Source organism: Flavobacterium sp. 9, from assembly GCF_002754195.1.
Taxonomy (GTDB): Bacteria; Bacteroidota; Bacteroidia; order Flavobacteriales; family Flavobacteriaceae; genus Flavobacterium.
The window spans coordinates 5,220,929-5,240,003 of record NZ_PEEU01000001.1 but is presented as its reverse complement, the minus strand read 5'-3'; the positions used below and the strand labels follow the sequence as shown (position 1 = coordinate 5,240,003).

At 33.6% G+C, this 19,075-nt stretch carries 18 protein-coding genes; 12 read left to right on the top strand and 6 right to left on the bottom strand.

All coding sequences use genetic code 11. The features are described 5' to 3' along the window. Positions 1–126 precede the first annotated feature (126 nt). From CLU81_RS21895 to CLU81_RS21865, 7 genes are all read left to right on the top strand, one after another. Positions 127–1,116: an alpha/beta fold hydrolase gene (locus CLU81_RS21895; RefSeq protein WP_099711757.1), complete on the top strand. Its 990-nt coding sequence runs from the start codon at positions 127–129 to the stop codon at positions 1,114–1,116. A gap of 137 nt (positions 1,117–1,253) precedes the next feature. Next, entirely contained in the window at positions 1,254–1,643 is a 390-nt protein-coding gene (locus CLU81_RS21890) for a DUF1398 domain-containing protein (protein WP_099711756.1), read from the top strand. Between the two features lie 34 nt (positions 1,644–1,677). After that, on the top strand, positions 1,678–2,532 hold the full coding sequence (locus CLU81_RS21885) for a ThuA domain-containing protein (RefSeq protein WP_099711755.1): 855 nt from the start codon (positions 1,678–1,680) through the stop codon (positions 2,530–2,532). 78 nt (positions 2,533–2,610) lie between these two features. Continuing rightward, positions 2,611–3,417: a hypothetical protein gene (locus tag CLU81_RS21880; RefSeq protein WP_144444540.1), complete on the top strand. Its 807-nt coding sequence runs from the start codon at positions 2,611–2,613 to the stop codon at positions 3,415–3,417. 43 nt (positions 3,418–3,460) lie between these two features. Then, positions 3,461–4,318 (top strand): sulfurtransferase, encoded by an 858-nt coding sequence (locus CLU81_RS21875; protein WP_099711753.1) that lies wholly within the window; start codon positions 3,461–3,463, stop codon positions 4,316–4,318. A 132-nt stretch (positions 4,319–4,450) separates the two neighbouring features. Continuing rightward, on the top strand, positions 4,451–5,692 hold the full coding sequence (locus tag CLU81_RS21870; RefSeq protein WP_099711752.1) for an ATP-binding cassette domain-containing protein: 1,242 nt from the start codon (positions 4,451–4,453) through the stop codon (positions 5,690–5,692). A 9-nt stretch (positions 5,693–5,701) separates the two neighbouring features. Continuing rightward, positions 5,702–6,316, top strand: coding sequence for a hypothetical protein (locus tag CLU81_RS21865; protein WP_099711751.1), 615 nt, complete (start codon positions 5,702–5,704; stop codon positions 6,314–6,316). 353 nt (positions 6,317–6,669) lie between these two features. Here CLU81_RS21865 and CLU81_RS21860 read toward each other — a convergent pair whose 3' ends face one another. Together CLU81_RS21860 and CLU81_RS21855 are read right to left on the bottom strand one after the other, a co-directional pair. After that, entirely contained in the window at positions 6,670–7,713 is a 1,044-nt protein-coding gene (locus CLU81_RS21860) for an RluA family pseudouridine synthase (RefSeq protein WP_099711750.1), read from the bottom strand. Further along, the gene (locus CLU81_RS21855; protein WP_099711749.1) at positions 7,703–8,326 is read right to left on the bottom strand and encodes a PASTA domain-containing protein; all 624 of its coding nucleotides are present in this window, start codon (positions 8,324–8,326) and stop codon (positions 7,703–7,705) included. The genes CLU81_RS21860 and CLU81_RS21855 overlap by 11 nt, the downstream gene beginning before the upstream one ends. Positions 8,327–8,745: 419 nt before the next feature. Here CLU81_RS21855 and CLU81_RS21845 point away from each other — a divergent pair, with 419 nt between their 5' ends. The 3 genes from CLU81_RS21845 to CLU81_RS21835 all read left to right on the top strand — a co-directional run bounded on the left by CLU81_RS21845 (position 8,746) and on the right by CLU81_RS21835 (position 11,140). Continuing rightward, positions 8,746–9,717, top strand: coding sequence for a D-alanine--D-alanine ligase (locus tag CLU81_RS21845; RefSeq protein WP_099711747.1), 972 nt, complete (start codon positions 8,746–8,748; stop codon positions 9,715–9,717). A gap of 166 nt (positions 9,718–9,883) precedes the next feature. Then, the gene (gene coaD / locus CLU81_RS21840; protein WP_099711746.1) at positions 9,884–10,342 is read left to right on the top strand and encodes a pantetheine-phosphate adenylyltransferase; all 459 of its coding nucleotides are present in this window, start codon (positions 9,884–9,886) and stop codon (positions 10,340–10,342) included. Between the two features lie 219 nt (positions 10,343–10,561). Next, positions 10,562–11,140: an alkylphosphonate utilization protein gene (locus tag CLU81_RS21835; RefSeq protein ID WP_099711745.1), complete on the top strand. Its 579-nt coding sequence runs from the start codon at positions 10,562–10,564 to the stop codon at positions 11,138–11,140. A gap of 230 nt (positions 11,141–11,370) precedes the next feature. Here CLU81_RS21835 and CLU81_RS21830 read toward each other — a convergent pair whose 3' ends face one another. The 4 genes from CLU81_RS21830 to CLU81_RS21815 all read right to left on the bottom strand — a co-directional run bounded on the left by CLU81_RS21830 (position 11,371) and on the right by CLU81_RS21815 (position 15,078). Continuing rightward, the gene (locus tag CLU81_RS21830) at positions 11,371–11,817 is read right to left on the bottom strand and encodes a hypothetical protein (protein ID WP_099711744.1); all 447 of its coding nucleotides are present in this window, start codon (positions 11,815–11,817) and stop codon (positions 11,371–11,373) included. Positions 11,818–12,164: 347 nt separating this feature from the next. Continuing rightward, positions 12,165–13,514, bottom strand: coding sequence for a DEAD/DEAH box helicase (locus CLU81_RS21825; RefSeq protein ID WP_099711743.1), 1,350 nt, complete (start codon positions 13,512–13,514; stop codon positions 12,165–12,167). Positions 13,515–13,720: 206 nt separating this feature from the next. Continuing rightward, a complete protein-coding gene (locus CLU81_RS21820) occupies positions 13,721–14,602 on the bottom strand; it encodes a dihydrodipicolinate synthase family protein (RefSeq protein ID WP_099711742.1) in 882 nt (293 codons plus the stop codon). A 17-nt stretch (positions 14,603–14,619) separates the two neighbouring features. Then, positions 14,620–15,078, bottom strand: a complete 459-nt coding sequence (locus CLU81_RS21815; protein ID WP_099711741.1) for a cupin domain-containing protein — start codon at positions 15,076–15,078, stop codon at positions 14,620–14,622. Between the two features lie 100 nt (positions 15,079–15,178). Between CLU81_RS21815 and CLU81_RS21810 the strand changes: the two genes are divergently transcribed. Continuing rightward, the gene (locus tag CLU81_RS21810) at positions 15,179–16,591 is read left to right on the top strand and encodes a PLP-dependent aminotransferase family protein (protein WP_099711740.1); all 1,413 of its coding nucleotides are present in this window, start codon (positions 15,179–15,181) and stop codon (positions 16,589–16,591) included. A gap of 282 nt (positions 16,592–16,873) precedes the next feature. Beyond that, complete coding sequence (locus CLU81_RS21805) at positions 16,874–18,601, top strand: M14 family metallopeptidase (RefSeq protein ID WP_099711739.1); 1,728 nt, start codon at positions 16,874–16,876, stop codon at positions 18,599–18,601. Positions 18,602–19,075 lie beyond the last annotated feature (474 nt).

The following is a 19,075-nucleotide window of genomic DNA, read 5'->3' as shown; positions in this document are numbered from 1 at the left end:
ATAATAGCAAACAGTTTTAAAATCTCTTCTTTTCAGATTTTCTGATAACTTTAAGACTCTATTTTTTGCATTTAAAGATGCTTAACGGTAATTTTATAATCCTGTAAATTCAAAATCTGTCCGAAAATGAAAATTATAAAGTTAATAGTCCTATTATTTCCTGTTTTCTGTTTTTCGCAAGAAGTAAAAATCAAATCATTAGATATTAATCTGAGTAATTATGAATATCCATTTCCTGTAAAGTTCATAGAATTGAGCAATCAGCGCCAATATCTAAAAATGGCTTATATGGATATTATTCCGCAGAATTACAACAACAAAAACATCGTTTTACTTCACGGCAAAAATTTCAACGGAGCTTATTGGGAAACTACTATAAAAGCATTAAGCGCCGAAGGATTTCGAGTTATAGTTCCGGATCAGATAGGATTTGGAAAATCGTCAAAACCGGATAATTTTCAATACACATTTCAGCAACTCGCAGAAAATACCAAAAAATTATTAGATCATTTAGGAATCGAAAAAACAACCATTCTCGGTCATTCAATGGGCGGAATGTTAGCAACCAGATTTGCCCTAATGTATCCGGAAACTACCGAAAAATTAGTTCTTGAAAATCCAATTGGTCTTGAAGACTGGAAACTCGTTGTTCCTTACAAACCTGTTGATTGGTGGTATGAATCTGAATTAAAACAAAACTATCAGAACATAAAAACCTATCAAATGACCAATTATTATGATGGAAAATGGAATGCTGATTTCCAAAAATGGGCTGAACTTGGCGCTGGATGGACCACTGCTCCGGATTATGATCGCGTTGCCTGGAACTCGGCACTTTTGTATGATATGATTTTTACACAACCGGTTTTATATGAATTTAAAAACATAAAAAGTCCAACACTTTTAATCATCGGAACAAGAGATAAAACAGCTTTAGGAAAACCATTGGTTTCTGAAGAAGTTCGAAAAACAATGGGAAACTATTTAGAACTAGGCAAAAAGACACAAAAAGCGATTCCGAATTCAAAATTAGTCGAAGTTCCAAATACCGGACATTTGCCACATATTGAATCTTTCGATCAATTTATAAAACCATTAATTGTATTTTTGAAATAAACAATAAGGTTTTCCGCCACGACCCTAGCGACAGCGAACTGGCGGAGCAATTCACAAATTATATTTAAACAATTTAGAATTGAAATTCGTGAATTCGCAGTAACACTTTTAAAATCAATAATCTAAAACTAAAATATATGTTTACACTAGAACAAATCAAAGAAGCGCATTCGAAAGTACAAAGCGGTGCAGATTTCCCAAATTATATACAAGACCTAATCATTTTGGGCGTTAAAGGTTACGACACATTTGTAAATAATGGTAATGTCGAATATTATGGCGTAAATAATTATACCGTTTCAGCAGAGGAAAGATATCCGGAAATTGAGGTTGCTGCTCTTCCCAATAAAGAACGTTTTATTGAATTTTTGGTAATGCACCAAAGCGGACAAACGGATTATCTGACTTTCTGTAATCATGCTGCTCAATGTGGTATTGCAAAATGGAGAGTTGATATTATCGAAATGACATGTACGTATTATGACAAATCCGGAAATGAAATTTTGATCGAAAAAATTCCTGATTAATCAAAAAATTAACTAACCAACCAAACCACATTCAATGTCAATTTTTAATCAAAAAACTTCTATTCTTGTTGTAAAGAGTCTCTTGATAATACTTTTTTTAAGTTGTTTTACAGGATATTCTCAACGGAAAAAAAGCAAATCAAAATTTAAAGTAATTGCTTTTTATACCGCAAAAAATGATCAGGCACATATAAGTTTTGTTCATGAAGCGAATAAATGGTTTCCTAAAATTGCCGAAGAAAATCATTTTGAATATGATTCTACCAACAATTGGGACAATCTAAACGCTAAATTCCTCGCAAAATACCAAGTTGTTTTATTTCTGGATACAAGACCTGAAACACCAAATCAGCGAGAAGCATTTCAGAAATACATGGAAAATGGCGGCGGTTTTATAGGTTTTCATTTTTCGGCTTTTGCCTTAAACGATTCTGATTATCTTCAAAACTGGAATTGGTATCACAATACTTTCTTAGGTTCCGGCGAATACGGAAGCAATACCTGGCGACCTACATCGGCGGTTTTGCGAGTAGAAAATCAGCATCCTGTTACTAAAAATATTCCTAAAACATTTTCATCAGCGCCAAACGAATGGTATCGATGGAATAACGATCTTACCAAAAATCCGGATATAAAAATTCTTTTGGCAATCGACGAAAGCAGTTTCCCACTTGGAACCGGACCAAAAGCGCATGAAATCTGGCATAGCGGTTACTATCCTGTCGTTTGGACCAATAAAAACTACAAAATGCTTTATGTAAATATGGGGCATAATGATATTGATTATGAACACGGAACGAATAAAACACTCTCATATACATTTGAAAACAAAGTAGAAAGCCAATTAATTTTGAATGCTTTGCTTTGGCTAGGAAATTCTAAAAAATAAAATCATTTAAATATCAAACTTTTCTAAATTATAAATCCTAAAGAACTTTTAAAATTAATGCCGAGAAAATATAATTCAATGAGAAATAAAATTGTCCTAGTTATTTTTACACTATTACAAATTTCCTGTAACTCAAAACAAGAGGAGAATAAAATAAATCACGCAAGTAACACTAAAAAAGAAATTACAAAAGACAGCAGCATAAAAACTGAAACTGTTGATTCAATTCAATATCAAATTTCATCTTATGATAATCCTGAAGATGCTGAACGAATAAGCAAAGAAAAAGAAAGTTTAAAACGTCTTTCAGAAAAAAACATCTTCTTAGAAATTCATAATAAACTAATTCAAAACATAAACGAAGAACAACAATCTTTTTTCAAAACAAAGCCGGATTACGAATTGCTTTATACAGCAAAAGGAAGTTTATTTCAGGAAAACAGCAACGACTTTGTTTTTATAGTGTATGACAAAAAGAATGTGAAAATTTCGATTTTGCTTTATAACGGAACAACCAATACATACGCTGAATTATATAAAGATATAAAAGTTATAAACGGCTTAAAAAATGCAAATTGCAATTTCTATTCTTTTGGGACATTAGATTATCGATTTGCAAATGAATTTTTATTCAGCAATGAAGAATCTCTTGCAAAAAGTACCGAATCGTATTTAGAATACACGCCCGTTAAAATTACCGATATCTCAAAAGACGAAAACTTTATATTAAAAAGCGGTTGCTTTGCAAAAAAGGTATCAAAAACAAATTTGGACAATACACTTTGTATTGCTACAAGCGCTGTTTACAACAGTTGGGATTGTTTGCGATACGACAAAACAAACAATACATTTTTAGTTTTTTACGGTCAGGCTTTCGCCGATTAGTAAAGTTTAAAATAGTTCATAATAAGTAAAAAAGATAAATAAAATGTCAGCTAAACTTTCTCCACTTATAAATCCTGAAGAATTGTTACAAATAAGTAATACTTCTGAGTTTGTTCTAATTGATGCCAGAGCCGGAATCAATGCCGAAGAAAACTACAAAAACGAACATTTAAAAGGCGCTAGATATATCGATTTGAACAAAGATTTAGCGACAGTAGAAACTGATCCAGCAAACGGAGGAAGACATCCTTTGCCTTCTTTCGAAAAATTTTCTCAAGTGCTTTCTAAACTTGGAATTTCGCCTTCTAGTTTTGTCATTATTTATGACGACAAAAACGGATCAAATGCCGCAGCAAGATTTTGGTGGATGTTGAAAGCAATTGGTCACGAAAAAGTTCAAGTTTTAAATGGAGGTTTACAGGGGACAATAAAAGCAGGTTATCCAACAAGTTCAGAAACTGAGATTTTTGATGCAAATGAAAATTACCCAATATCAGAATGGAAATTACTTTTGGCCGATATCGACGAAGTCGAAAAAGCCCGAAATAACGATCAAAATATTGTAATTGATGTTAGAGATAAAAATCGTTTTGATGGTTTAACAGAACCGCTGGATTTAATTGCCGGACATATTCCCGGTGCGATAAATGTTCCGTTTAGCGAAAATTTAAATGAAGATGGATTTTACAAATCCGCTGAAGTTTTAGCAGAGAAATATTCCGCAATTATAAAAGACAAGAATTCTGAAAATATAATTGTTCATTGTGGTTCCGGAGTTACAGCTTGCCATAATTTATTAGCAATGGATTATGCCGGAATTTCGATTCCAAAACTTTATGTAGGTTCCTGGAGCGAATGGTCACGAAACGATCGCGAATTGGCAACAAAAGAAACTAAATAACTTTAGCAAAAACATACTTTAAAGTCTGTTTTTCATATTTTTTTTTAGCCACAGATTAAAAGATTTAAAAAGATTAATCATTCTAATCTGTGAAATCCGTGGCAAAAAAAACACAACTAAATACATTTTAAAATGCAGCATTGGGACATACTTTTATCGAATCAGGTAAATAAAAAAGCCTTTATTGACACTTTACTTTCCGGTGAAGCCAAAGGAGAATTAGCGGTTTTTAACAACCAAAAAGGAATTCTGTTTTCAGATATTGCTATTGAAAAATTCATCGAAAAAGAATATCAATATGACACTGTCGAAGCTTCTCCGGAATCACACAGACAATTGAGAACTTTCTCGTCTGGCGAACGCAAAAAAGAGTTTCTGAAATACTGCATCAATCAAAACCCTGATTTTATAATTTTCGATAATCCATTTGATCATTTAGATCAGGCTTCAAGAGTTGTTCTAGCTCAATCACTGGAGAAACTAACTGATAATATTGCGATTATTCAATTGCTTAATCGTACCGTTGATGTTTTAGAATTTGTTCCGAATAAAGCACAAATCAAAGACAATTCTTTCGAATTACATCCTCTTTTAAAAACCGAAAATCACTTTAAAACTTTAAATACAGCCGCAATTCCAAAGGCGATTGAACCGCATTCCTTTCACGAAAGTGTACTAATCAAAATGAATAATGTTTCGGTAAGTTATGACGATCGTAAAATTTTAGATCAAATTTCGTGGACGATAAAACAAGGCGAATTCTGGCAATTAATTGGTCCAAATGGTTCAGGAAAAAGCACAATTCTATCTTTAATTACAGGAGATAATCCAAAAGGATTTGGTCAGGACTTATATTTATTCGGAAGAAAAAAAGGAACTGGAGAAAGCGTTTGGGATATCAAAAAGCAAATCGGAATCTTCGCCACTTCTATGACAGATTTGTTTCAAAAAGGTCACACTTTAGAGCAAATGATTCTGTCCGGATTCTTTGATTCCATTGGATTATATAACGAACCAACCACTTTACAAAAGCAAAATGTAGCGCAATGGCTTGAAGTTGTTGAAATGACAAGTTTAAGAAAAAAACGTTTTATAGATCTCTCAATTGGTCAGCAAAGAGTTGCGCTGATTGTTCGTGCCGTTTTAAAACATCCGCCATTATTAATTCTCGACGAACCTGTAGAAGGTCTGGACGACGAAAATGTAGATTTGGTAATTCAGCTTATCAACACCATTAAACAAGAAACTAACGTGAGTATTTTGTACGTTTCACATCGTATAGAATCTGGCCTTGCTCCTACTTCGGTTTTTGAACTTTTACCAAACCCAACAGGATCAATCGGTAAAATAAAATACCACTCTGAGTTAAATTAAAACACAAAAATGAAAATTAAATATATCGCATTATTAGCATTATCGCTAATAATCACTTCGTGTTCCGGCACAATTTCAACGACAAAAAAAGAATACAAAATAACAGAAACTAATCCATTAAAAAGAGATTGGAATTTCGAATCAAAAGAATGGTTTCTTCAAAAAGATACCTTAACAGGAAACGGAGGTCCGATGCATTGGGGTGTTATAGAATCTAAAAGAAAGCTTCCTAAAAACTATGAAATTGACTTTAAAGTAAACATGACCAAAGAATCTCTATTTGAGGTTATGCTCAATATTAACAAGAACAAATACATAAGAACTTATTTGTATCAAATCGACCAAAACATTGTAATTGGAGACGGAACTTACAATAAAAACAGTGACGAATACGGCAAACGTGGCGGGCCAACTTTGTTTAAAAAGACAATGAAATTAGAAAACAACAAATGGTATTCGGTCAAAATCAGAGTTACAAACAATCAATTATACTTTTCAGTCGATAACGAAACGTTCTTAGAATGTTCCCTTGAAAAAAGCAATCTAAGCCAACAAGGAAAACTAGGTTTCTTAACTAATGGAGAAGCAAAAGTTATTGATTTAACTATTAAAACTCTTCAATAAAATATACATCCCAATTAGAAAAAAAATCTACAAAATTACTTGACAGTTTAATCAAGACAGTAATTAGAAAAATCCGTTTTTGTCAGCGTTTTCGCTTTAGCGAATCAGCAAAATCAGGGTATAATTTTGACGCGGATAAAACAGATTTACTTCGTAAAAACGCAGATAAAAACGGATTTTATTTTCTAAAAGCTTAACTTAATGACATTGGCTACGTCTCCCAAGGTTGAAACCTTGGGCTATATTTGAAATATGATATAACAAAAAAGCTCCTTTTAGGAGCTTTTTTGTTTATACAAGAAAATCTTTTCTCTATTTTCTTTATTCTATAATCTAAAATCTAATTTCTAAAATTAGTTCTCATCATCTTCCATATTATGAGATTTCCCATAATTGCGCCATTTCTCGATACAATCCTGAAAATCCTGAGGTAATTCTGTATCAAAACGCATCATTTCGCCTGTTACAGGATGCACAAAACCAAGTGTTTTAGCATGCAAAGCCTGACGTGGTAAAGCTTTGAAACAATTGTCTATAAATTGTTTGTATTTTGTAAACGTCGTTCCTTTCAAAATTAAATGTCCACCGTAACGTTCGTCATTAAACAATGGATGACCAATATGCTTCATGTGCGCACGAATCTGGTGCGTTCTTCCCGTTTCAAGTTTACAAGAAATCAAAGTCACGTAACCAAAACGTTCCAAAACTTTATAATGCGTAATTGCAGGTTTCCCAATTTCAGGATCAGCAAAAACCGCCATTTGCATGCGATCTTTTAAGTGTCTTGCAAGATTTCCTTCAATTGTTCCTTCTTCTTCAGCAACATTTCCCCAAACAAGAGCAATATACTCACGTTCAGAAGTTTTAGCTTCAAATTGTTTTGCCAAATGTGTCATTGCAGCTTCCGTTTTGGCAACCACCAAAAGTCCGGACGTATCCTTATCAATTCGGTGAACCAAACCTGGGCGTTCGCTGCTATTCATTGGCAAATTATCAAAATGATGCGCCAATGCATTTACCAAAGTTCCCTTATAATTTCCGTGACCAGGATGTACAACCATTCCCGGTTCCTTATTAATCAACAACAAAGCATCATCTTCATATACAATATTCAACGGAATATCTTCTGGAAGAATATGATTTTCAAACGGAGGATGCGACAACATAACTGTCACCACATCAAATGGTTTAACCTTATAATTTGATTTTACAGGAATATCATTTACAAAAATATTCCCTTCAGTTGCAGCGTTCTGGATTTTGTTACGCGTCGCATTCTGAATCAAATTCATTAAATATTTGTCAATACGCAAAAGCGCTTGACCTTTAGGGACTTCAAATCTAAAATGTTCGAATAATTCGTCTTCCAGATCTAAATTTTCAATATTATTGTTCATCTTTTGGGGTTTCCGTAGTTGGCGCAGCTAAACTATCTGTGGCCTGACTTTCATCTACATAAGATGCTTTTCCGTCTCCTAAAACCAAGTCGATTTTAGAAGCCTTCAGCACGCGATCTCCTACTTTTAAGTTTCTACCTTTATAACGCATCTCCAAAACCATATCTTTTCCAAGATTCGGAATATAAGTGATTGTTCCTTCCTCAAGCCCTAAAGCTTTCAAAGTTGGAACCGCTTCACGGTATGTTTTTTCGATTAAATCAGGAATTTTAACAGATGAAAATCCTGATGCATTAATTTTAATATATATTTTTCTTCCTACTTTTACCATTGTTCCCGGCAACGGATCTTGCTCAACAACACTGTATTTAGGAAATTCACTTCGGTAATCAACACTATCCAAAAGCACATAATCAAGGTCCAAATCGTCTAATTTTGCCTCAACTTGTTCCTCAGTCAATTTAGTTAAATTCGGAACGGCAATTTCATGACCATGATCAGTTGTAAAAGTCAACCAATGCATAAACAAATAACCTAAAACGGCAATTATAGCAGCCGCACTTAATACTTGCACAAAAAATACTCGGCTAGTTAAATACTTACGTAAACTCATAAATTTATTTTTATTAGAGGCAAAGATAAAGCTATTTCGTTTCAAAAAAAATGATAATTTTGTTTTAAACAAGAAAGTATTGCAATTGCAATCCTGATCGAAGTCTAAGGATAATTTTCAGGAGCTGTTTCCTGCTGTCCGCTGTATCTTTTTATTTTTAAAGAAAAAATAAAAAGGATGCCGCTTCCATCAGGGCTAAGGCTTTAGGTTTCATAAGAACATTTTTCTTTTTTATAAAACATCGTTTTGTCAGACTGAGCGAAGTCGAAGTCCCGCAAAGTGATTCAGCAAACGTGACTTCCACTCCGCTCAGTCTGACAAAAAAGAGAACAAGATGACAAAGAAAACATGAAACCTGAAACCTGAAACAAATAAACGATTTAAACAAATACACAAATAAACGATTAAACATCAAATCAATGAAAAACATAGCCATCATCATGGGCGGATATTCAAGTGAATATAAAATTTCTCTTATCTCAGGAAACGTCGTTCACCAATATCTTGACAAAACAAAATACAACGGATTCCGCATTCATATCTTTAAAGAAAAATGGGTTTATGTAGATCAAAATGATGCAGAATTTCCAATTGATAAAAATGATTTTTCTGTGACGGTAAACGGAGAAAAAATCACTTTCGATTGTGTTTTCAATGCCATTCACGGAACTCCTGGAGAAGATGGTTTAATGCAGGCTTATTTCGAATTATTAGGAATTCCGCAATCATCTTGCGATTATTATCAAGCAGCATTGACATTCAACAAACGTGATTTATTATCGGTTTTAAAACCATACGGAATCAAAACGGCAATCTCTTATTACTTAAATAAAGGTGACGTTATCAATACTGCCGAAATCGTTAAAAAAGTAGGTTTGCCATGTTTCGTAAAACCAAACAAAGCAGGATCAAGCTTTGGAATCTCAAAAGTAAAAACAGAAGCAGAATTGCCAATCGCAATTGAAGTTGCATATAAAGAAGATAACGAAATCATCATCGAAAGTTTCCTTGACGGAACCGAAGTTTCTGTTGGAGTAATCAATTACAAAGGCGAAATCAAAGTTTTACCAATCACCGAAATTGTTTCGGACAATGATTTCTTTGACTATGAAGCCAAATACGAAGGAAAATCACAAGAAATTACACCAGCAAGAATTTCAGACGAATTGACTCAAAAAGTGAGTGAAACTGCAAAAAGAGCTTACGAAGTTTTAAAAATGAAAGGTTTCTCAAGAAGCGAATTCATTATCGTGAACAACGAACCGCACATGCTTGAAATGAATACAATTCCGGGATTAACAACCGAAAGTTTGATTCCGCAACAAGCGCACGCAGCCGGAATATCTCTCGAAGATTTATTCACCAACGCGATTGAGTTAGCTTTAGCTTAACTAAAAAAGGTTCTAAGATACTAAGTTGCTAAGGCACTAAGATTTTAGAACCTTATTTTTTTACTATATAAATACAACATAATATTTGTCAGACTGAGCGAAGACGAAGTCTAAAAAACCTTTGTTCCTTTGCCACTCTGAACCTTTGAACCTCAATAAAAAAAAGATGCGAAAAGCCATATTTCCCGGATCATTTGACCCAATTACTTTAGGTCACGAAGATATTATCAAAAGAGGAATCTCACTTTTTGATGAAATCGTAATTGCAATTGGTGTCAATGCCGAAAAAAAATACATGTTTTCACTCGAAGAAAGAAAACGCTTTATTGAAGAAACCTTCAAAGACGAACCAAAAATTTCGGTTATCACTTACGAAGGTCTAACAATAGATTTAGCAAAAAAACAAAAAGCCAACTTCATTTTAAGAGGTTTACGCAATCCTGCCGATTTCGAATTCGAAAAAGCAATTGCCCATACTAACAGAAAACTTTCGAAAATTGAAACTGTATTTTTATTAACCGCTGCAAAAACATCTTTTATAAGTTCGAGCATCGTTCGTGATGTATTACGAAATGGCGGAGAATATGAAATGTTGGTTCCTGATGCGGTTAGGGTGAAGAAGTAAATAACATACACAAAGTCATTGCGAGGAACGAAGCAAACACACTAAAAGAGGAATCTTAATAAAAAATATAGCACTGAGATTGCTTCGTTCCTCGCAAAGACGAAAATCCGTGTCAATCTATTTCAACCCGTAAAATCCATGGCTCAAAACCAGATAAAACATAAACTTGCAAGCGAAGTAAATTATAAGTAATTTCGCATTTTTAAATAAACAATCATAATGAGCATCGAAAGAGAATTAAACAAACGTAGCGGATCTAAATGCGAACTTTGTGGAGCTGAGGAAAACCTAAAAGTATATCAAGTATTACCAACTCAAAAAGGCGGACTTGACGAAAGTATAATGGCGTGCAGTACTTGTATTGACCAAATCGAAAACCCAGACAATGTCGATTTAAATCACTGGAGATGTCTTAATGACAGTATGTGGAATGAGAATGTAGCTGTACAAGTTGTAGCATGGAGAATGTTGAGCCGTATGCGTGCTGCAGGATGGCCTCAGGAATTACTTGACATGATGTATTTAGACGAAGATACTCTGGCATGGGCACAAGCAACTGGCGAAGGCGAAGAAGACGAAAACAAAATCATTCACCGTGACAGTAACGGAGTAATTTTAGAACACGGAGATTCTGTAGTTTTAATTAAAGATTTAAAAGTAAAAGGTTCCAGTATGGTCGCAAAACAAGGAACTGCTGTGCGTAACATTCGTTTAGACCACGAAAACGCTGAATATATCGAAGGAAAAGTAGACGGTCAGCAAATTGTGATTATCACTCAATATGTCAAAAAGATTTAATCTTTTTTTAGGTTCTAAGTTGCTAAGATTCTAAGCTACTTAGTTTTTCTAATCTTTGTCAAAGGTCAAAACTTGAAACAAAGAAAACCTGAAACTTGAAACAAAATTTTTCAAACTTGAAACAAAACAAAAAAGGCTATTCAAATCTGAATAGCCTTTTTTATATCTTAAGTTTCTTAAATAAGGTTTTAAACTTGAAACAAATAAAACCTGAAACCTGAAACTAAAATTTATTTTTGGAATAATTTATTAATCTGATCTTTTACAAATGGCTCAGAAACACTGCTTGTTGCAGAAGAAGCGTCTTTAGATCCAACCATAAACTGAACTGTAGCTTTCTCAGGAATAACACTTCCTGTGTAGTGTAACCAGATATAATTATTAGGTAATTCTAATTTGATATCGTATAATGGATTTGCAGTAAAACCATTTACAATAATGTTATAAAGATTAGAATAATCATTATTAACATTTTTAAATGTAAATTTTCTCAAAGAAGAAGATTCATCATCATTTTGAATACTTGTGTAGTATACAGTATACTCATCTCCAATTTTCTGAATATAGTTGTTATTTACTTTTCCTAATTTTTCAACTGGTACAGTTTCAATAACTTTAATTTGTGCAAAAGACACAACACTAAACAACAAAATAGCAATCGTAATAATTCTTTTCATAATTAATTTGGGGTTTATTATTTACCACCACAAGAAACGTAGAATTTATGATAAATTAAAACCTTAATCATTAATTTATCAACATTCAATTAAGATTGTTGTTCAAAATTAGGCTAAGCACAACACAACAAGCAATCAAAATACTGAAATTCAATAAATTAAACATAACTTAACTCATCAAAATGAATAAGATAAAGACTTAAATTTAGCACTGAAAAAACGTGAAAACGTATCGAAATTAAAGAAATTTTACTACAAATCTCCCTTCTAAATTCTATCAAAGTTTACAATTTTGACAAAAAAGTCCGTACAAAAACGACAAACCAGAGAGAACCTGAAACAAAAAACTATCTTTCCTCCTCTTTCTTCACCACTTTTCTGGCAACTTCGATTTTGAATTTCTTGCCTTTCATTTTTTCGTCTTTGATATTTTTAAGCAAGTCTTTTACTTTATTGAATCTTACAGCGGCAAACGAAATAAAATCTTTTACTTCGATTAAACCTAAATCACCTTTCTCCAGTTTTCCTTTTTGAGAAAAGAAACCAACAATATCAATTTTGTTCAGTTTTGTTTTCTTTCCGCCACTAATATAAATGGTTTGATATTCTGGTGGCTTGGGTAAAGTTGTAGCATTATCAACTTTTAGAACTTCCATTCCGTAGTCAATATAATCCAGTTTTTTTTCACTTTCGTGGATAATAATATAAGCAGTTCCAGAAGCTTGCATACGAGCTGTACGACCATTACGATGTGTAAATTCGTCTTCTTTTAAAGGCAAATGATAATGAATAACGTGTTTCATTTCCGGAATATCCAAGCCACGAGCCGCCAAATCAGTTGTGATTAAGTAACTCATACTTCCGTTTCTAAACTGAATCAAAGCACGCTCACGTTCATCCTGATCCATTCCGCCATGATAATAGGTTGCGTAAATTCCTTTTTCGTTTAATGTATCACTAATTCTTTCTGCAGCATCACGATGATTACAAAAAATAATAGCCGATTGTGATTTCAACGAACAAATCAAATTGAATAAACTTTCCAATTTATCTTTAGCTGGCGAAACAACCATTTTCATCGAAAGATTTGCTTTTTCTTCTTCCTCAGGAATAAAATCCAAAACCGTAGGATTAACAACTCTTGTATATCTTGGAATCTCAATATCTGAAGTCGCCGAAACCAAAACGCGTTTGTTCAGCTTCGTTAATTTTCCAATGATGTAAGACATTTGCTCATGAAAACCCAATTGCAATGACTTATCAAATTCATCCAGAATCAAAGTCTGGATTTTATCTGTGCGAAAAGTATCTCTGTCAATATGATCTGCAATTCTTCCCGGAGTTCCAATTAAAACCGCAGGCGGATTACTCAAATTCTTGATTTCTGTATCAATTGAGTGACCTCCGTAGCAAATATTTACTTTGTATTGCGTTCCCATTTTTTTCCAAACCTGCTCAATTTGCAAACCTAATTCGCGCGAAGGCACTAAAATTAAACATTGAACCGAAAGAATCTCCGGTTGTAATAATTCTAAAACAGGCAGTAAAAAAGCCAATGTTTTTCCTGATCCTGTTGGAGAAAGCAGTAAAATATTGTTATCGTTTAAAATAGCATCCTGCGCTACTTCTTGCATTTCGTTTAGGCTCTCAATTCCTAAATTCGAAAGTATGTTATTGGAATGGTGTTTTTTATTCATTTTGCAAAAGTAGTCAAAATACTGATTGTTTCAGGTTTTGTTTGTTTCAGGTTTGAAATGAGAATAGAGTAACTTTGAGATTTTACCGCAAAGGCGCAAAGGTTTTTTATTTTTGATTGTGTTGAAAAACGCAAAGTCCGCAAAGCTATGTTTTATATACTTTGCGAACTTTGCGTAAATCTTTGCGTGCTTTGCGGTTAAGAAACTTATTCCAATTCTTCCAAAATCAATTTAAATTCAACTATTTCAGATTCTGTTAGTGGTTTTAACGGACTTCGCAAAAAACCTCCGTTAATTCCCTGAATTTCCAAACCCGCTTTAATCGCTCTTGGCAAACCTTTATTCACGATAAACTTTAAAAGATTCAATTGTTTATAAAACACCTTTTGAGCTTCATCCAGATCATTATTTTGAATTGCGTGATGTAAATCCAGATTCAGCTTGGGAATTAAATTTGGCGCCGCCGTACACCAACCCGAAGCTCCGGCAGAAAATGCAGCCAATGCCAGCGGATTTGAACCATTATAAAATGCAACATCATCGCCCAATTCTCTTCTTAAATAATGCATTCTTTGTACATCTCCCGTACTTTCTTTAATCATCGTCACATTCGGAATTTCCAAAAGTCGTTTCAATAAAGCCGGTGACATATCTACTCCGCCGGTTGCAGGATTATTATACGCCATTATAGAAATCGAAATTTGATTGGCAACCGCATTATAATGTGCTACAATTTCGTCATCAGTCAGTTTCCAGTAACTCATCGGGATAATCATTACGGCATTTGCGCCCGCTTGTTCTGCAAATTTTGCATGATAAATTGTTTTCTCCGTCGTTAAATTTGACACACCAACCAAAACCGGGACTCTGCCATTAACCTGCTCGATTGTTGCTATTATTATCGCTTCTTTTTCTTGGTCTGTTAAATAAGGCATTACGCCTGTACTTCCAAGCGGCGCAACAGCATGAGAACCGGAAACAATCAATCTTTCTAATAATGTTTTATACAATTCAATATCGACCTTTTCGTCTTTATCAAATGGCGTTATAGGATAAGCAATAATGCCTTTAAATAGGTTATTTTTCATTTTGTTTCCAGTTTAAATTAAAGATCTCTACCTTCTTCTTCTCGCAATGCAACGCCCAAATTTTGAAGTTGAGGTGCATTTTCACAAGCGATATATTTAGCCGATTCTGAACTGCTCAAATTCTGATGTCTGTGCCAAGCCCAACTCGGAATATAAACTGCGTCTCCTGCCTTCCACTCTACTTTTACATCTTCAATTTCGGTATATCCATGTCCTTCAATAACATAAATAACGGTTTCATAAGTATGACGGTGTCTATTTGTCAATTGATCCGGCAATAAACCGCCAATAGTCATACTCACATTTTTACTTGGAAGATCAACAAAGAAAACCGGATGTTTTCGCTCTGTCGAAAATTGATTGTGTTCTCCGGCTTGTTCCACATTTTTGTGAATTAGTTTCTCCGGCATTACAAAAGTTGGTCGGGCAAAAGTTTCATGAAAGTCTTTTGATGAAAATTGTTTTTTAGTTTCCATAAGTTTTATAAATTTTAATTTTCTGCAGTATTGCTCTCCAAAATTATTTTAACTTTGGACTACTCAACTAACACAGTTTTTATATAAATAAATAGTCCAGATGTTAAGACCTTGGAAATTAGAGATTCAATTAAACACCAATTCTGATAAAGCAATTTATCTGCAAATTGCCGATGCTATTATTGACGCTATCAAAACCGGAATGCTCAACAGCGGAAATGCTTTACCGGGAAGTAGACAACTTGCCGAATTATTAAAAGTGAATCGAAATACAGTTATTGAAGCGCTAGATGTTCTCATCACCGAAGGTTGGTTGATCACAATGGAAAGAAAAGGAACTTTTGTAGCCGACATTTTACCAATTGCCACAAAAAGCATAAAACAACAACAAAAAACAAATGCTATTAAGGAAGAACCAAAACCGTTAATTGTTTTTGATGACGGAATTCCTGACAGCCGAATCGCACCAATGAATGAATTAGCAAGAGCTTACAGACAGATTTTTAATCGAAAATCCCGTTGGCAAATTATGGGTTATAGTACTGAATTTGGAAATTTGGAATTCAGAAAAGCTATTGTTCAGATGCTGAATTTTAAAAGAGGAATGAATATTACTCCAGACGAAATTTGCATTACACGCGGAAGTCAAATGGCAATGTATTTGACCGCAAGTTGTTTATTATCGAAAGGCGATTATGTAATGATTGAAAATCCCGGATATAAACCAGCTTGGGAAACTTTTGAAAATTCAGGCGCTAAATTACTTCCTATTAATGTTGATAAAGATGGTTTGTTGATAGATGAAATTGAAGAATATCTGAAGAAATTCAACAATATAAAAGCCATTTATGTAACGCCTCATCATCAATTTCCAACAACGGTTACACTAAGTTCAAAAAGAAGATTAAAGCTTATAGAATTATCAAATCAATATGGTTTTACGATTATTGAAGATGATTATGATAATGAATTTCATTTTGGACAACGGCCAATTTTACCTATTTCGAGTTACAGCAATGCCAAAAACACAGTTTATATCGGAACTTTAAGCAAAATCGTTGCGCCTGCTTTACGAATTGGATATTTGGTCAGTAATTCCGAAACTATTTTGAAAGTTGGAAAACACAGAAAAATGATCGATGTACAAGGCGACAATATTATGGAAGAAGCCGTTTTGCAACTCATAAACGAAGGAGAAATTAAAAGACATCTCAAAAGAACGACGCTAATTTATAAAGCCAAACGAGATTATTTTGAAACAATTTGCAATAAATATCTAAAAGACAAAACCACTTTTATAAAACCAGAAGGCGGTTTGGCTTTTTGGATTGTTCCAAATTCAGACATCAATATTTTTGAAATTGCCGATAAACTTCTCCTAAAAGGAATCAAGATAATGACTCCGGAGAAATTCAGTTTTGATGAACCAATATCAGGATTCAGACTTGGTTATGCTTCTTTGACCGAAAAACAAATCGAAGAAGGAATAATTGAGATTTCGAAATATTTATAACGTTAAATTGTTTCAAGTTTTTGTTTGTTTCAGGTTTCAAGTTGAAATGCGAGTAGAGCAACTTTGAATTTTTACCGCAAAGGCGCAAAGTTTTTACGCAAAGTTCGCAAAGCTATATTTATAAAGCTTTGCGAACTTTGCGTTTATAAATACAATCAACAACAAAAAAACTTTGCGCCTTTGCGGTAAAATCTACGCACAAAGCATAATCGCATTTCAACTTGAAACCTGAAACCTGAAACTAAATTTTCTATATTTGATTTTTCTATTAAAACCCAAACCATGAAACTTTTTACGCTTTCTATTTTACTTTTCACAGTCACCCTTTTCGCTCAAAACAATAAAAAATACGATACTTTTTTTGAGAAAGGAAACGGAAACCAATCCGCTTCGTATGAAGAAACGATCAAGTATTATAAACTTTTAGCCAATGATTTCCAAACGATTCAAATCAAGGAAATGGGTTTGACAGATTCTGGTGAACCTTTGCATATGGTGGTTTATAATCCTGAAAAGGAATTTGATTTCGACAAAATTCAGAAAAACAAAGCGGTACTTTTTATCAATAACGGAATCCACGCCGGAGAACCTGACGGAATCGATGCTACAATGCAATTCTACAGAGATCTTGCAATTGGTAAATTAAAAGCGCCAAAAAACACCGTTTTAGTAACAATTCCGGTTTATAATATTGGCGGAGCTTTAAATAGAAATTCGACTACGAGAGCTAATCAGGATGGTCCGGAAATTTACGGTTTTAGAGGAAACGCCAGAAACTATGATTTGAATCGTGATTTGATGAAATCGGATACTCGAAATACAAAGAGCTTTGTCGAAATTTTTCAGAAAATAAATCCTGATGTTTTTATTGACAATCACGTAAGTAACGGATCTGATTATCAATACAAACTTACCTATATTATGACACAACATAATAAATTAGGAACTGTTTTGGGTGATTTTATGAATACCGAAATGATGCCGGCTTTGGTTAAAGATTTGCAACAAAAGAAAATCGAAACTACGCCTTATGTAGATTCTTTTAAAGATACGCCAGACAAAGGTTTTGGACAGTTTGTAGACAGTCCAAGATATACAACGGGTTATACTTCGTTGTTTAACACGATTGGTTTTGTGGTTGAAACGCATATGCTAAAAAAGTATGCCGAACGTGTAAAAATGACGTACGAATACACAAAATCAACTTTAGATTTTATTGACGCTAATTACCAGAAAATCAAAGAACTTCGAGTTAAAAATCTGGAGCAATATCAGCCTAAAAAATCATATACTTTAAAATGGGAATTGGACAGTACAAAAGCTACTAAATTTACCTTTTTGGGATATGAAGCCGGATACAAAAAAAGCGAGGCTACAACAGGAAATCGTTTGTATTACGACCGAAGCAAACCGTATAAAAAAGACGTTCCTTATATCAAAGAATTCAAATCGCAAAAAGATGTTGTTATTCCGTCTACTTATATCATTCCGCGTGGTTATTGGAATATTATTGACCTTTTGAAGAATAATAACATCAGCTATTCTCAACTTAAAAATGATACAATTATTGAAGTTGAAAGCTATAAAATTGCTGATTATAAAACAGTTCCAAATGCTTACGAAGGACATTATTTGCATTATAATACCAATATAAATTCTAAAATTGTAAAAATAGCTTTTGCCAAAGGGGATTATCTGGTTTCTACAAATCAAAAAGGAGTAAAATACTTAGTTGAAGCTTTTGAACCTGAAGGCGTTGATTCTTTCTTCAACTGGAATTTCTTCGATCCAATTTTACAGCAAAAAGAACATTATTCGGAATACATTTTTGAAGATACTGCCGCAAAACTCCTAAAAGAAAATCCAACTTTAAAAGCCGAATTAGAATCTAAAAAACAATCTGATGCTGAATTTGCTAAAAATGCTGCAGCACAATTAGATTGGATTTACAAACATTCGGTTTATTATGAAAAAGCGCATTTGCAATATCCTATTTATCGCGTTTTGTAAAGTATGACTAATTTTACCGCAAAGTTCGCTAAGTTTTTTTGATCTTGATTGTGCTGAAAAACGTTAAGATCGCAAAGCTGTACGTCTAAATCTTTGCCAAATTTCAAAACTTTGGCTATAAGGAACTTTGATGATAATAACTTAATTTAAAATTGGTCTGCGCATTTTTGTCATTTCGACAAAGGAGAAATCTTCGCGAGAAGCTCTACAAAGATTGGCCTTTCGTTACGGAGTTACTTACGGAGATTTCTCCTTCGTCAAAATGACAATCATTGTGGTTATTTTGGGAAAAACTAAAGCTCCTTACAGCCAAGGTTTTGAAATTTGGCAAAGATTAAATTTACTATTCCTTTACGTCTTCACGTAATATTGTGTTAGTTAAATCATTTACATTTGAAAACGTAATTAATCGCAAAACTGTGCGCTAAAATCTTTGTCAAAGTTTAAAACTTTGACAAAGATCGATAACGCAAC